The sequence below is a fragment of the Actinokineospora sp. NPDC051303 genome (assembly GCF_055586285.1).
The window spans coordinates 1-14,954 of sequence record NZ_JBVJIN010000006.1; the positions used below are offsets into that span (position 1 = coordinate 1).

Here is a 14,954-nt window from a genome sequence, read left to right on the forward strand (position 1 = left end):
CCCCCCCCCCCCCCCCCCCCCCCCCCCCCCCCCCCCCCCCCCCCCCCCCCCCCCCCCCCCCCCCCCCCCCCCCCCCCCCCCCCCCCCCCCCCCCTGCCCTACACCCGTTGCGCCGGACGAGGTTCCGGTGCCGGAGTCAGCCTGCCGGACCGGGCCAGCGCCCGGACCGACCCGGCGCACAGCAGCCCCAGGCAGGCCAGGGCCACCCACGGCAGCCACGACAGGCCCGCGGCGCGCGCCAGGTCGAGGGCCGTGCCGGTGAGCAGGTTCCCCAGCAGGATGCCGACGCCGACGATCGTGTTGTAGAGGCCGTAGTGCGTCGCGACTAGACGGTCGCGGGCCAGCGTGACGATCATGTCCAGCTCGAACGGGAACACCACGATCGTGCCCAGCGCCAGCAGCGCCGCGCTCAGCAACAGCGCGGCCGAGGGCAGCACCGGCGAGGTCCACGTGCCCGCCGAGGTGAGGGCGGGCGGCACGAACGCCGCGCCCATCAGGGCCACGCCGGTGATCAGGCTGCGGGTGGGGCCGAGCCTGCGGGTGAACCAGGCCGTCACCTTCAGCTGCCCCGCGATCGCGAGCCCGCCGGACACGACGAACACGGCGGTGACCAGCACCGTCCCCGCCGTCGCGTCCCCGGCTATCCGGCGGGCCTCCAGCGGGAGCGCCAGATACACCTGGAACGACAGCACCGATGAGCCGATCATCGCGGCCGCGAACAGCAGGAACGGGCGGTTGGCGAGCACGGACTGCCAGACCGCGGTCACCGGTTCCCGCTCCGCCGCCTGTTCGGCCTTGGCCGAGGGCAGCGCCCTGATCTGCAGCCCGGTCAGCACGGCGAACACCGCGGCGGCGACCAGGCAGGTGAGCCGGAAGTCCACCGCGGTCAGCGCCAGCCCGACGACCGGCCCGAGCAGGACCCCGGCCTGGTAGAAGACGTTGAACAGGGCGAACGCCTCGACCCGCCGGGCGCCGGAGTCGTGCGCGAGATAGGCCCGCACCGCCGGGTTGAACAGCGCCCCGGCGAACCCGGTCGCCACCGAGGCGACCAGCAGCGCTGGCACCGCGTCGGCGATCCCGAGCAGCGCGAACCCCGCCGTGCGCAGCGTGCAGCCCGCCACGATGAGCGGCTTGTAGCCGATCCGGTCGGCGAGCGTGCCGCCGATGAGGAACATGCCCTGCTGGGCGAAGTTGCGGACCCCGAGGATGAGCCCGACCGTCCATCCCGCCAGCGCCAGGTCGCCGGACAGGTGCACCGCCAGGTAGGGCATGAGCATGTAGAAGCCGAGATTGATGGTGAGCTGGTTGAGCAGCAGCAGCCGCGTCGCGGCCCCGAACGACCGGTAGCCGGAGAGAATCCCGGTCACGTGCCCGCCCTCTCGCCGGGAGCGACGACGGTGGCGCACCGGGTCCAGCGGGTCACCACGCGGTCCGTCGGCCGGTCCAGGTGGTCGGGCTCGCTGGGCGGCGGGCCGTCGAGGAGGCCGTGCGCGGCGCAGAACTCGTCGTTGTAGACCGTGTCGAAGTACCGGAGCGGGCCGTCGGGGAACACGGCGGCGATCCGGGTGTGCGGGTCCGCTGTCCTGGCCAACCACCCGGCGACCAGAGCGACCGCCCCGACGCTCCAGCCGCCGCTGGCGTGGTGGGACGCCGCCAGCGTCCGGCACGTCCACACGGCCTCGGCCGGGGCCACCCAGTGCACCTCGTCGAACGCGGCGCGGTCGACGTTGCGCGGGTGGATGCTGGACCCGAGCCCGCGCATGAGCCGGTGCCCAGCGGGCTGCCCGAAGATGGTCGACCCGACCGTGTCCACGCCGACGAGCCGCAGATCCGGGAAGTGCTCCCGCAGCTCCCGCGCGATCCCGGCGGAATGCCCCCCGGTGCCCACCGAGCACACCAGCACGTCGATCCGCCCGAGCTGTGACACCAGCTCCGCGGCCAGCGGCGCGTAAGCCGCCACGTTGTCCGGGTTGTGGTACTGGTCCGGGCAGTACGCGCCCGGGTTCGCGGCCATGATCGACCGCACCCGCGCGCGCCGCGCCTCCTGCCAGCCGCCCACCGGGTGCGGCTCGGTCACCACCTCGACCCGGGCGCCGTACGCGCGCAGCATCCGGTGCAGGATCGGCTCCAGCCCTGGGTCGGTCACCAGCGTGACCGGGTGGTCGTGGACGATGCCCGCCAGGGCCAGGCCCAGGCCCAGCGTGCCGCTGGTCGACTCCACGATCATGGCGCCCGGCCGCAGCTCGCCCCGGGCGCGCGCCTGGGCGACCATGTGCAGGGCGGGCCGGTCCTTCATCCCGCCGCCGGGGTTGAACGCTTCGAGCTTGGCCCAGAACCCCCGGCCCGCCGGGGACAGCGGCCGGTCCACCCAGAGCACCGGGGTGTTGCCCACGGCGTTCGCCGGGGTGCGGCAGGTCGCGGCGGCGGGCAGCACCGGCGCGGGCCCGCCCAGGAATGGGGGCACGGTTGTGGTCATCGTGATCTCGATTCCAAGGTTTTCCGCCCCAACGCGCGGGCGGAAGCGAACGTGACAGGCCGCTCGGCATCGTCCGAGACGCGGATCGCGCGTCGGTCGAATGCCGTGGCCCTGTCAGCTCCGCGCTATCGAGATCTCGATCAGTAAGTCGCGCCCGGAGAGCACCGTCCCGCGCTCGACGCGCGCGGGCAGCCCCGGCCGGGCCACCGGGTGGCTCACGGGCGCGGGCAGGGCAAGGGCGGGGAGGTCCGCGCCCGGGTCGCCGGTCTGCGGGCCGCGGGGGGCCGCGCACACGGCGTCGGCCGCCGGGTGGTGCTCGTCGTGCCCGGAGGCCCCGCAGTCGTGGTGCCAGCCGGTCTGGGCCGCGGTGGGGTGCGCGCCGGGGACGCCGTCGCCGATCGGGCAGCAGGCCATCAGGAGGGCGATCGCCACCGCGACGAAGACACGGGTGATCACCGTCCGCCGCCGGTGCCTGCTGGCCGGTGATGCCCCCACTCGGCCAAACGTACCAGTGGACGGTCGGCGGCGGCGCCGACGTGTCGCGCGCCTCAGTGGACCCGGAGACGACCGACGGCGGCCGCGTTGATCACGGTCCAGTGCCGGGTCAAGATCACTACGGCCGGGGTCTGCGGTTCGGTCACCGGCAAGAAGATGACGTGGCACACCGTCACCGGCTGCCGCTACAACCTGTCCGGCGGCGGGGTCGGGTGGGGCGCGCGGGCGCGGTGGATGGCGGTGACGATGTCGAACGCCCAGTCGGCGGGGTGCTGGGCGTCCAAGAGGGCGCGGAGACCGTCGGCGTGGGCGCGCCGTTGGTGTGGGGTGAGGCTGAGGGCTTGGTGCAGGACGTCAACGAGGTCGGTGGGGGAGTGGGGGTCGGTCAGCAGGGCGGCTGGGCCGAGCTGGGTGGCCGCGCCGGTGTGCCGGGACAGGACCAGGACGCCGGGCGGGTCAACGGCCGCCTGCGCGGCGATGAACTCCTTGGCGGTCAGGTTCATCCCGTCTTGCAGGGAGGTCACCCAGAAGACATCGGCGGCGAGGTAGTGGTCGACCACTTCGGCGAAGGGCAGGCTGTGCGGCAGGTAGTCCACGGGGCGCCAGTCCGCGGTGCGCCAGGCGTTGTTGACCTCGGCGACGCGGCGTTCGAGGGCTCGCCGGGTCGTGTCGTGGGCGGTGATTCCCGGTTCCGGCGGCGGGCACACCAGGCGGAACCGCAACCGTCCGCGTAATCGGGGGCATCGGGTGAGCAGCGCGTCGACGGCGTCGACCTTCCGCACCGGGGCTTTGGCGTAGTCCAGCCGCTCGACGGCGAGCACCAGCGGTGAATCCGGCGGTCGGACGGGCTGTTTTCGGGCGCGGGCCAGGGTTTCGACGGCAGCGCGGTCCACCCCCAGCGGGTGCACGCCGACGCGCGGCTGCCGGGCGGAGCCGGAGAGCGTGCGGCGGAAGTGGTCGGCGAAGACCAGGGTGTGGAATCCCGCCCAGTCAAGGCATTCCAGGGAAGCGCGGATCTCGGCGGCGACGGGCAGCGCGGCGAAGACTTCCGGTGGCGGGAAAGGGGTGTGGTGGAACAGCCCGATCCGCAGGTCTGGCCGAGCCTGGCGGAGCAGGCCCGGGGTGAGCCAGAGGTTGTAGTCGTGCAGCCAGACGGTCGCCTCCGGCGCGGCCAGGGCGTTGATGTGGTCGGCGAATCGGGCGTTCGCCCCGCGGTAGCGCGCCCAGGCGTCCGGGTCGAACCGCAGTCGCCGAGGCTGGGACATCAGCACCGGCCACAGGATCTCCTTGCAGGCACGGTGGAAGTACCCGGCCCACTCGGCGCGGCTCATCGGCAGGAACGACAGCGGCATCCCGGTGTCGTGTCCGTCGAGGCGGGCGGTCGACGCCGAGGACCCCAGGACCGCTGCCGTGGCCCAGACGGCGTTCGGGTTTTCGGTGAACACCGTGCGCAGTGTCGGCAGAATGCCATTGGGGCTGGTGGGCGGCTGCCATCCGGTCGGGGTCCAGGTCACCGGCGGACGGTGGTACCCGATCACCAGCGGGTGGTCGCCGTCCACCCAGCCCAGTTCCCGCAGGGCGCGGAGAATGCCCGCCGCGCCCGGCTCGGCGGGCCGGTGGACCGCCGCGTCCTCGGGAGCCGCGGCGAGCAGGGCGGGCTCGGCGTTGCCGACCAGCACGCCGTGCGCGCCGAGCTGGAACATCGACAGGTCGTTCATGGTGTCGCCCGCGACCAGGACCGAGGACAGCGGCCACCGGTGTTCGTCGGCGAGAACGGCCAGGGCATTGCCCTTGCTCGCTTTCGGGGGCAGCACGTCGAAATAGCGGTCAGCCGAGTACAGCCATGCGCAGCCGAGCGCCCGCACCGCGGCGGTGAGGTCCGGAGTCAGGTTTTCCGGCGCGAGGTGGAACGAGCAGCGCCCGTCCTGCGCGATTCCCTCCTGGTAAACCAAACCCGGGAAGTGGCCCAGCGCGGCCCGCACTCGTCGGGCTCCCGGCCAGCCCGCCCGCAGCACCCGGCGCAGCTTCGTGACCGGCCGCAGATCCGCGCCGTCGATGACGCTCGCCCCGACATCGGCGATGATCCAGCGCGGCTTCGGCACCAGCGGGTCGCGCAGCAGCGGGCGCACCGAGGGCAGCCCGCGGCCGGTCGCGAAGACGACCACGATCTCGGGGCGCCCGGCCAGCGCGGCGCGGAGCCGGTCCCGATCGCGCCGGTCGCCACCGAGAAGCGTTCCGTCGAGGTCCGTGACCAGAACTCGCAGCACCGCGCACCCCCGACCGGCCCACCGGGTCTCGCCGCGCGCCAGCAACGGCTCCGGCGACGCGACCAGCCAAGATCAAGAGGACTTTACCAGGGCGGACTCGCGGGCAGGCGGTGATTTTCAAGGCCGCCGTCGACGGACGGACGCGGGTGCCGGACGACCGGCTTGGGAACCCGGGAAAGCCACCGCGGCAACCCGGCGATGTCCAGGGCGGCGCGGGAACCGGGGCCGGTGGTCGCGGCGGCGCCGCAGGCGACCGCGGTGGCCAGGCAGTCGGGAAGGTCTTGCCCGGCAAGGTAAGCGTGGACGAAACCGGCGTCGAAGCAGTCGCCAGCGCCGGTGGTGTCGGCGACGGCGGCGACCGGGGCGGCGATGTCGTAGCGCGTGCCGCCCCGGACCGCGGTCGCGCCGTCACCGCCGCGTTTGACGACCACCGTGTCCACGAGTCGGGCCAGGGCTTCCAGCGCGCCGTCGAGCGTGGCCGCGCCGGTCAGACGCACCGCCTCGGCCAGATTGGGGACGAAGACGTCCACCAGGGCGAGGACTTCGCGCACCGTGGGGGTGTCGAGCGTGGCGGGGACGTCCTGGCAGTCCATGACTACCCGAACCCCGGACCGGCGGGCCGTCTCCAGCGCGGCCACCACGTCCGCGCCGTAGCGCAGCAGCGGCAGGAAAAGCACCCGCGGCCGGTGCGCCCGCAGCAGCTCGGCGAGCGGCCGCGAGCCGACCGGGTCCTGATAGCTGACCATCGCCCGATCCCCGGAATGCGACAGCACCGCCGTGACGCTGCGCACCGGCCGCGGATGGTGCCGGAAGCCGCTCTCGTCCAAACCTTCTTCCCTGGCCGCGGCGAGCACGTGCCCGCTGAACAGGTCGTCGCCGAAGTCGGCTGCCCACACGACATCCCGCCCCAGCCTGCGCAGCGCCATCACGACGGTGAAAGCGCCGCCGGGCACCAGATCCAGCGCCCCGGCGAAGGTCTCGCGGCCGGGGCGCACCGCCCCGGACACGCCCCGGAAAATCAGATCGGCGAAATAGGCGCCCACCACCAGCACCTCGCGATCGTGCGACACGCTGTCGACAAACGCTCCGTCCCCGGGCGTCCATCCGGCATCGCCTGGTTCCATGTGCCCTCCCCGCCCAAAGGATCTTCGAGAGCCTAGTGGCGCGCGCCTGGTAATGCCGTGCCGTCCCCCATCGACATGGTTGCTGACCAAGAGATCGGACTGGGGGACACATGAAGTGGCGGATCGTGCTGGCAGGCGCCCTGCTGGCGCTCGGCGGCTGCACGGCGACGGTGTCGGGCGCGGCCGTGCCGAACGAGGCGGCGAGCGCCGTGGCGCTGCGGGTGAGCGGGCCGGACGGCGGGCTGGGCGACCTGCGCTCGGTCGACCTGTGCGGCCTGATCGATGGGGCCGCGCTGCGTGAGCACGCGCGGCACAGCAACGTGAAGTCCGGGTCGATGGACTACTGCGCGCTGTTCGTCCGGGTGGCGGGAATCGACGCGCGGGTGGTGGTGGCGCTGGAGGGGGCGGGGCCGGACCTCAACACCCGCGACTTGACCCGCCGGGACTGGCTGCCCGGCGCGCTGCGGGTGCGCGAGCCGCACGACGACATCTGGGGCGGCTGCGAGACGGCGATGGTGTTCGCGGGCAACAACGGGATGCTGACCTTCGGGGCGCAGACCGAGCCGGACGAGGACGGCGAGCCGTCAGTCGACCCGGACAAGCTCTGCGACCTCGCCGACGCCGCGCTCAAGGGCGCCGCCGGGATCATCGCCGGGGACAAGGTCAAGCGCGTCGACTACGCCGACAACTCACTGGCCTATGTGGACCCGTGCAGGCTGCTGACCGACCCGCAGTTCAGGGAAGTCATGCCCTATGCCTACGGGTCGTACCGGAGCCACTTGGCCAACCACCGCTGCACCTGGGGCTACTCCGGGGACGTCGAGGTCTCCATGGAGATCAGCGACTGGCCGCTGGCCGAGGACTACCTTCCCGAGGCCGTGGCGGGCCGCGAGGCGTTCGTGTCCCGATGGCAGGACGACGAGTTCGACCGCTGCGAGGTCGTCACCGCGCACATCGAGCGGCAGCCGGGCACTCGGGAGACCGCGTCGGTCTACGTGACCGCGGACATCGGCGAGGCCGATCCCTGCGGGCCCGCCAAGGCGATCGCCGCGATCGTGTTTCCGCAGTTGCCCAAGTCGCCATGACGGCTCCTCGTTCGGCCGGGTGCTTAGCCTCCGCGCACATCGGCGCTTAAGGCCGCTGTGGCTCCATCAGGACGCCGCATCGCCCGAGCGAGGAGCCGACCGTGGTCACGACCGAAGCCAGAACCAGCCGCTGGGTCGTGCTGGTCCTGATGGGCCTCGCGCTATGCGTGGTCGTCCTCAACAACTCCGCCCTCAACGTCGCTATTCCCGCGATGATGCGCGGCCTCGGCGCCGATTTGGCCGAGGTCCAGTGGATCGTGGACAGCTACTCCGTCGCGTTCGCCGGGCTGCTGATCGTGGCGGGTGTCTGGTCCGACCGGTGGGGCCGCAAGCGGCTCACGCTGGGCGGGCTGGTGGCGTTCGCGGTGGCCTCGCTGGTCGCGGCGATGGCGACGCAGGCCTGGCAGCTGATCGCGGTGCGCGCGGTGCTCGGCGTCGCGGCGGCGTTCGTGATGCCCGGGACGCTGTCGATCCTGCTGCACGCCTTCGACCGGCGCGAGCGCGCCACGGCGATCGCGGTGTGGAGCGCGATCGCCGCGCTGGGCGTGGCGGTCGGGCCGGTCCTGGGCGGGCTGGTCGTGGACGACATCGGGTGGGCCGCGGTGTTCCTGCTGAACGTGCCGCTGGTGGCGGGGGTCGTGATCGCCAGCGTGTTCTTCGTGCGGGAGTCCGCTGACCCGGCGGCGCGGCCGACCGACCCGGTGGGCGCGGTGCTGTCGGTGCTGGCCATCGGCGGGCTCGTCTACACCGTGATCGAATTCGGCGCGGACGGCCGGGTCGGCTTCACAGTGGCGGTCGGCGCTGTGGTGACCGCGGCGGCCTGCGTCGCGTTCGTCCGGCGGCTGCGCACCGCGCCCTACCCGCTCATCGAGCTGGCCCTGCTCGGCGACCGGCGGTTCGCCGGGTCGGCCCTGGGCAACATGCTGATGTTCTTCGGGCTCGCGGGCTCGCTGTTCGTCCTCACCCAGCGGTTGCAGGTCCAGTTGGCGATGAGCCCGTTCCAGGCGGGCCTGGCGATCGGGCCGGTCGCGCTGACGGTGCTGGTCGGCACGGCGCTCTCGCCGCGGCTGCGCGGACTGCTCGGGGTGGCGGCCACGGTCGGCGCGGGCATGACGCTGTCCGCCACCGGCATCGCCGTGCTCGGCTTCTTCGGGCACGACTACCCGACGATCGCGGTGGGGCTCGCCGCGGTCGGCGTCGGCTTCGGCGTGGCCAGCCCGGTCGCCACCGACGTGCTGGTGTCCAGCCTGTCCGACGACCGGGCCAGCTCCGGCTCCGCGGTCAACGACACCATGCAGGAGCTGGGCTGGGCGCTGGGCGTCGCGGTGGTGGGGGCGATGCTCAACCGGCTCGTCGCCGACCTCGGCGACCGCGAGACCTTCGACCACGCCGCGGCGGTGTCGCTCGGGGTGGCCGCGACGGTGACCCTCGTCGGCGCCGCGCTGGCCGCGCGCCTGCTCCCGCGACGGCTGGAAAGCGCGCCCTAAGCCGCGCATCAGCCGTTCGGACGACGCTGAAGCGCGCCAGCCTGGACACGAATGGAGCAGGACATGCAGTGGGAGGATATCTACGTCGCGGGACTCGGCGTGTATCTGCCGCCACCCGCCACCGCGGCGGACGCGGTCGCCGCGGGCGCGTACGACGCCGAGGAGTTGGCGGCCAACGGCATCACGTCCGTGCTGGTCGAGCCGGAGCTGGCCGGGCCGGAGATGGCGGTGCTGGCCGCCCGCGACGCGATCACCCACTCCGCGGTGAACGTCGCCGACATCCGCCTGGTCTTCCACTCCAGCCTCTGGTACCAGGGCGTGGACATGTGGCCCGCCGCGTCCTACGTCGCCCGCCACGCCGTGGGCGACCGGGTCGTCGCCTTCGACCTGCAGCAGCAGTGCAACGCCGCGGTCAGCGGCATGGACCTGGCCGCGTCCCGGCTGGTCTTTGAGCGGGGCGGCGCCGCGCTGCTGACGACCGGCGACCGGTTCTGTCTGCCCGGGGTGGACCGCTGGCGCACCGAGCGCGGCCTGCCCTACGGCGACGGCGGCGCCGCGATGCTGCTGTCCACCGAAGGCGGCTTCGCGAAGCTGCTGTCGACCGCGACGGTGGCCGACAACGGCCTGGAGCAGGTGCTGCGCGGCGAGCGGTTCCACGACGCCCCCCAGCCCGGCCCGCTCGACCTCACCAGCCGGATCAGCCACCACTTCGCCAACCACGGCGGGATGCGCGCGGCCACCACCCGGCTGGCGGACGCGGTGAAGGGCGCCATCGCGGGCGCCCTGGCCGAGGCGAAGACCGACTTCGCCGACCTGGCCGCCGCGGTCATCCCGGCGGCGGGCCGGGCCAAGCTGGACTGGCAGCTCAGCCAGTTGGTCGGCCTGCACGAGGACCAGACCACCTGGTCGTTCGCCCGGACCCACGGCCACTTGGGCGCGGGCGACCAGTTCGCCGGGCTGCGGCACCTGATCGTCACGGGCGTGGTCAAGCCGGGCGACCGGGTCCTGATGGTCGGCAGCGGCGCGGGCCTGACCGCGACCAGCGCCGTGTTCGAGATCCTCGACGGCCTGCCGGAGGCGACCGAGCGGACGTGGCCGCAATGAGGACGGCCACCGAAACCATGCCCGCCGAGACGATGACCGCCGAAACCTTGCCAGCTGAGACCATGACCGCTGAGACGATGACCGCGGAAACGTTGGCAGTGGGGAAGACCTCGGTGGGCGTGGGGACAGCGGTGCTGTCGCCGACCGCGCGCGGGGTCGCCGGGATTCTGGACGACGCGGCGCGCCGCGCCCCCGACGCGGCGGCGGTCCGCGACGCCGCGGGGGCGTGGACCTACGCCGACCTGCACACCGCGGCCAGGGCCGTGGCGCGCTCGCTGGCCGAGGCCGGGGTGCGCCCCGGCGACCGGGTGGCGCTGTGCTCGCGCAACCGGCACGAGCTGGCCGCGGTGGTGTTCGGCGTGCTGCGCGCGGGCGCGGTGCTGGTGCCGCTGAGCCCGCACCTGCCGCCCGCAGCGCTGGCCGGGGTGGTCGAGGACGCCGAGCCCACCGCGCTGGTCGCCCCGGCCGCCGCGCGGCCGGACGTGCCGTGCCCGGTGCTGTCGCTGGAGGAGATCGTCGCGGGTGACGGGCCGGACGCGCCTGCCCACGTCGCGGGCGAGGACACCGCGATGCTGATCTACACCTCGGGCAGCACCGCCGCGCCCAAGGGCGTGGTGTGCCCGCATTCCGCGGTGGTGTTCGCCGCCCGCGCCATCGCCGCCCGATTGTCCTATATGGACACGGATGTGGTGCTGGTCGGTTCGCCGATGTCCTTCGACTACGGCCTCTACCAGGTGCTGCTGGCCGCGCTGGCGGGCGCGGAACTCGTGCTCGCCGACGCCGACGACCCGATCGGGATGCTCAAGACGCTGCGCGAGACACGGGCGACCGTCCTGCCGATCGTGCCCTCGACCGCGCGGATGCTGGCGAAACTGGCCCGCCGCGGCGCGGTTCCCGACCACGTGCGGATGTTCACCAACACCGGGGCCGCGCTGACCGCGGCCGACATCGCCGAGCTGCGCGCGGTGTTCCCGAACGCGGCGATTGTGGCTATGTACGGGATCACCGAGTGCAAGCGGGTCACCATCGCCGAGCCCGATGTGGACCGGCGCAAGCCCGGCTCGGTCGGCACCGCGCTGCCCGGCACCGAGGTCCGCGTCCTCGGCGACGACGGCGAACCTGTCCCGCCGGGCACGGTCGGGGAGATCACCGTGCTCGGCCCGCACGTGATGGCGGGCTACCGGGGCGCGCCCGAGCTGACCGCGCAGCGCTACGACACCGACCCCGCCACCGGCGAGCGCAGGCTGCGGACCGGCGACTACGGCCACCTCGACGCCGAGGGCCACCTCTACTTCCACGGCCGCCGCGACGACCAGTTCAAGCGCCGCGGCGTGCGGGCCAGCCTGGTCGAGGTCGAGGCCGCCGCCGCGCGGGTCGACGGCGTCGCCGCCGCGGCCGCGCTGCCCCCGGAGGGGGAGTGGGACCTGGACCTGGTCGTGGTGTCCGACCGCGACGGCGCCGCCGTCCTGGCCGACCTGGCGGCCCTGCTGGAACCGGCGAAGGTGCCCGCGCGGTGCCACCGGATCGACGAGTTTCCCTTGACGGCCAACGGAAAGACCGACAAGAAGCGGCTGCGCGCGCTGCTGCGGACCGGGAGCCCCCAGTGATCGACGCCGAGCGGGCCGCCGCGCTCATCGCGGACTACGGAAGCCCGATGTACGTCTACGACCTCGACCGGGTGCGCCAGGCGCTGGCCGACCTGCGCGACACCGTGCCCGTCGGCGCGACGGTGCTGTACTCGCTCAAGGCGAACCCGCACGTCGACCTGGTGCGGACGCTGCTGGCGGGCGGGTGCCAGGCCGAGGTGTCCTCGTCCGGCGAACTCGCCACCGCGCTCGCCGCGGGCGCCGACCCGGCGGAGATGTTCTACACCGGACCGGGAAAGACCGCGGTCGAGTTGCGCACGGCCATCGCCGCCGGTGTCGGCACGTTCAGCGTTGAGTCGCTGGTGGACCTGCGGCGGGTCGCCGAGGTGGCCCGGTCGCTGGGGCGGGTGGTCGACTGCGCGCTGCGGGTCAACGGGGCCGAGGCGCCCGGCGGCGCCGGGATGCGGATGACCGGCGAGGCGTCGCAGTTCGGCGCCGACGTCGAAACGCTGCTGTCGCACCGGGACGCGCTGCGCGTGGTCGCCGGGGTGCGGCTGGCGGGATTCCACTTCTTCCCGCTGACCAACGCCTACGACGAGGACAGCCTCGTCGCCGAGATGCGCGGCTCGATCGCCACGGCGGCGTCGCTGGCCGAGTCGCTGGGGATCGAGGTGCGCGTGCTCGACCTGGGCGGCGGGTTCGGCTGCCCGTTCGCCAAGGAGGGCGAGCGGCCCCGGTACCCGGGACTGCGCGAGCCGGTGTCGGCGGCGCTGGACGAGCACTTCCCCGCGTGGCGCTCCGGCGGGACCCGGGTGTTCTTCGAGAGCGGGCGGCACCTGGTGGGCGACAGCGGGACCCTGCTGTGCACGGTCAGCGACGTCAAGGACAGCCGGGGAAGCCGGTTCGCGGTGCTCGACACCGGGATCAACCACCTCGGCGGGCTGTCCGGGATCGGGCGGCTGCTGCCGCTTTCAGCGACCGCCCTGCCGTTCGCCGCCGATGCCGCCGATGACGAACCGTCGCCCGCGGTGAAGACCCGGCTGGTGGGGCCGCTGTGCACCCCCGCGGACACGCTCGGGCGCGGCGCCGCCGACGTCCCCCCGGTCCGGGTGGGACAGACGCTGGCGATCCCCAACGTGGGCGCCTACGGGGCCACCGCCAGCCTGATCGGCTTCCTCAGCAGGCCAGCGGCGGCCGAGGTCGTGGTCAGCGGCGGGGCGGTCGTGTCCGCCACTCGTCTGTGTCTGGTTCGGGAACCGATCGTGAAGTCCATGGAGGCTGAGATGGAGACCGCTGTGTGGGATGACCGATTCGTGGCCGTGCTGACCGAGGCGCTGCCGCGGCTGTCATCGGTGAGCGCCGAGGCCAGCCTGCGGGCCGCCGGGCTGGACTCGCTGGCGCTGGTGGACCTGTTGGTGCGCTTGGAAGAGACCTACGACGTGACGATCTCCGACGACGACCTGAGCCAGGAGGCGTTCGCCACCCCCGCCTCGCTGTGGGGGGTCGTGTCGGCCGCCCTCGCCCGCTGAGCGTTCGCTGGAGGCCGCTGGGAGCTGGGTTGGCCGCACGGCGCTGTGCGGCCGATCCGGCTGCGGGTCTCTAGGACACCGCGACGTCGGCCATCGGGTCGGCCATGGGCCGGTCCAGGGCCGGGTCCGCGGCCAGGACCGCTTGGTGGAGCTGCTGGATCGGCCTGCACGGCTCGACCCCCAGCTCCTCCCGCAGCCGCCGCCGCAGCTGGCGGAAGCAGTTGAGCGCGTCGGCCTGGCGCTCCGACCGGTAGAAGGCCAGCATGAGCTGCCGGTAGAACGTCTCCCGCAGCGGGTAGTCGTGGACCAGGCGGATCAGCTCGGCGATGACGGCCCGGTGCCTGCCCAGCAGCAGATCGATCTCCAGCCGCAGCTCCAGGGCCGCGACGTACTCCTCGTCCAGACAGGTGGCGAACACGCCGAGCATCGGGCCCTCGGTCAGCCCGGCGATGGCCGGTCCGCGCCACAACCCGAGAGCCTGGCGGACGGCGCGGTCCGCGGTGCGCAGGTCGCCGCTGTCCAGCAGCGTCCGCGCCTGGGTGAGCAGGGCGTCGAACTCGTGCTGGTCGAGTTCGGCTCCGCCGAGCCGCAGCAGGTAGCCCGGGCCCTCGGTCACGATCGTGGCCTGGCGGTCCGGGGCGGTGCCCTCGGACAGGCGGTTGCGCAGTTGCGCCATGTAGACGTGCAGCGCGCCGCGGACCTTCGCGGGCGGCTGGTCGCCCCAGATCTCGGTGATCAGGCTCTGGGTGGACACCACCTCGTCCACCCGGGACAGCAGGGCGGCGAGCAAGATTCGCTTCTTGCTCGCACTGGGTAAGAGAGAACTTCTCGTTCCGTTAACGCAGACGTCCACCACCGAAAGTGGACCCAAAACCTCGAACCGCACGCATACCCCCTGTGTGACGTCCTGTGGTTGTTGTCGGCTATTTATCCTTACACGAGTCAGCCACCTGATGAATGGTCGTCTCAGATTTCCGCTGACCGTTACCTCCCGGTTCCGCGAATGGCCGCGCTGTTGGTCTGAACGGGCGAAAGAGTAGTGGTCACCACCCCTATCGCCGCTGCTCACCAGGGGCTACGGCGCGGTTAAGCGCGGCTTTAGCCCCAGTGTCAGCGCTGCCTTGGCCATCCCGACTAGTATGGGCGACAACCGGGAGGTGGCGCGTAAATATATCGAATATATCGGTCGGATTTCCGCTTCCCTGGCGTCGGTGACCGCCGCTTCACGGTTGTCGCTTTCCCCGGATTCCGTCGCGGCGGGCGTTCTCCCGCCGCCGATCGCCGATGGTGCTCCGGCTCGCGGTGCTCTACCGTGTCCCGAGCAGCGGTCGGTTCCCGCCGAGCGGAAACCTGCGCGGCAGCTCCCCGTCTCCCTTTCCGACTACCGCCGGAGTGCATCCGTGACCGATCTCGCGCACCGCCGCCGCCACCCTGGTTGGCTGGCCCTGGCCGGGTTCTGCGTCGTCTTCGCCGCGTTCGAGGCCATCAAGCACCGCGGCTGGGTCATCCCCCTCGCCGCGGTCGGCGCCGCCCTGCCGTTCGTGCCGGTCGCCGTGCTGCGGCACTGGGCGCCGCCCACCGCGGTGCTGGTCGCGTTCACCGTCCTGCCAGAGTCCAACACCCAGGCCGCGCCCGGCTTCACCCTCGGCCTGGCTTGGCTGGCGCACGTCGCGATCCAGCGCGGCACACGCCAGCGCGTCACCTCGGGACAGCGGTGACCAGCGGCGGAATCCGTTGGCATAGCGCCGCATAAGCCTCGGCTCAGCCTGTTCGGGAACCATGGAGCGGCCAGACTCCGCGC

12 protein-coding genes are annotated in these 14,954 nt (G+C 73.0%); 6 read left to right on the plus strand and 6 right to left on the minus strand.

Translation table 11 applies throughout. The features are described 5' to 3' along the window. Positions 1–98 precede the first annotated feature (98 nt). From ACZ6SD_RS06530 to ACZ6SD_RS06550, 5 genes are all read right to left on the minus strand, one after another. Positions 99–1,367, minus strand: a complete 1,269-nt coding sequence (locus tag ACZ6SD_RS06530; RefSeq protein WP_465315898.1) for an MFS transporter — start codon at positions 1,365–1,367, stop codon at positions 99–101. Continuing rightward, entirely contained in the window at positions 1,364–2,476 is a 1,113-nt protein-coding gene (locus ACZ6SD_RS06535; protein WP_465315899.1) for a PLP-dependent cysteine synthase family protein, read from the minus strand. Before ACZ6SD_RS06535 ends, ACZ6SD_RS06530 begins: the two co-directional genes overlap by 4 nt. A gap of 114 nt (positions 2,477–2,590) precedes the next feature. Beyond that, positions 2,591–2,971: a hypothetical protein gene (locus tag ACZ6SD_RS06540; protein ID WP_465315900.1), complete on the minus strand. Its 381-nt coding sequence runs from the start codon at positions 2,969–2,971 to the stop codon at positions 2,591–2,593. A gap of 185 nt (positions 2,972–3,156) precedes the next feature. After that, positions 3,157–5,238 carry a trehalose-6-phosphate synthase gene (locus tag ACZ6SD_RS06545; RefSeq protein ID WP_465315901.1) on the minus strand — a complete coding sequence of 694 codons (2,082 nt, stop codon included), beginning with the start codon at positions 5,236–5,238 and terminating at the stop codon, positions 3,157–3,159. Between the two features lie 83 nt (positions 5,239–5,321). Beyond that, a complete protein-coding gene (locus tag ACZ6SD_RS06550; RefSeq protein ID WP_465315902.1) occupies positions 5,322–6,362 on the minus strand; it encodes a carbohydrate kinase family protein in 1,041 nt (346 codons plus the stop codon). 110 nt (positions 6,363–6,472) lie between these two features. Between ACZ6SD_RS06550 and ACZ6SD_RS06555 the strand changes: the two genes are divergently transcribed. The 5 genes from ACZ6SD_RS06555 to ACZ6SD_RS06575 all read left to right on the plus strand — a co-directional run bounded on the left by ACZ6SD_RS06555 (position 6,473) and on the right by ACZ6SD_RS06575 (position 13,153). After that, a complete protein-coding gene (locus tag ACZ6SD_RS06555) occupies positions 6,473–7,447 on the plus strand; it encodes a DUF3558 domain-containing protein (RefSeq protein WP_465315903.1) in 975 nt (324 codons plus the stop codon). A 101-nt stretch (positions 7,448–7,548) separates the two neighbouring features. Beyond that, entirely contained in the window at positions 7,549–8,934 is a 1,386-nt protein-coding gene (locus tag ACZ6SD_RS06560) for an MFS transporter (protein ID WP_465315904.1), read from the plus strand. Positions 8,935–8,997: 63 nt separating this feature from the next. Next, on the plus strand, positions 8,998–10,038 hold the full coding sequence (locus ACZ6SD_RS06565) for a ketoacyl-ACP synthase III family protein (protein WP_465315905.1): 1,041 nt from the start codon (positions 8,998–9,000) through the stop codon (positions 10,036–10,038). Next, entirely contained in the window at positions 10,035–11,645 is a 1,611-nt protein-coding gene (locus tag ACZ6SD_RS06570) for a class I adenylate-forming enzyme family protein (protein WP_465315906.1), read from the plus strand. Before ACZ6SD_RS06565 ends, ACZ6SD_RS06570 begins: the two co-directional genes overlap by 4 nt. Beyond that, on the plus strand, positions 11,642–13,153 hold the full coding sequence (locus ACZ6SD_RS06575; protein ID WP_465315907.1) for a phosphopantetheine-binding protein: 1,512 nt from the start codon (positions 11,642–11,644) through the stop codon (positions 13,151–13,153). The genes ACZ6SD_RS06570 and ACZ6SD_RS06575 overlap by 4 nt, the downstream gene beginning before the upstream one ends. Positions 13,154–13,223: 70 nt before the next feature. On the opposite strand, the gene ACZ6SD_RS06580 is transcribed toward ACZ6SD_RS06575, so the two are convergent. Then, positions 13,224–14,222 carry an AfsR/SARP family transcriptional regulator gene (locus ACZ6SD_RS06580; RefSeq protein ID WP_465315908.1) on the minus strand — a complete coding sequence of 333 codons (999 nt, stop codon included), beginning with the start codon at positions 14,220–14,222 and terminating at the stop codon, positions 13,224–13,226. Between the two features lie 331 nt (positions 14,223–14,553). Between ACZ6SD_RS06580 and ACZ6SD_RS06585 the strand changes: the two genes are divergently transcribed. Beyond that, positions 14,554–14,871, plus strand: coding sequence for a hypothetical protein (locus tag ACZ6SD_RS06585; RefSeq protein WP_465315909.1), 318 nt, complete (start codon positions 14,554–14,556; stop codon positions 14,869–14,871). Positions 14,872–14,954: the final 83 nt, after the last annotated feature.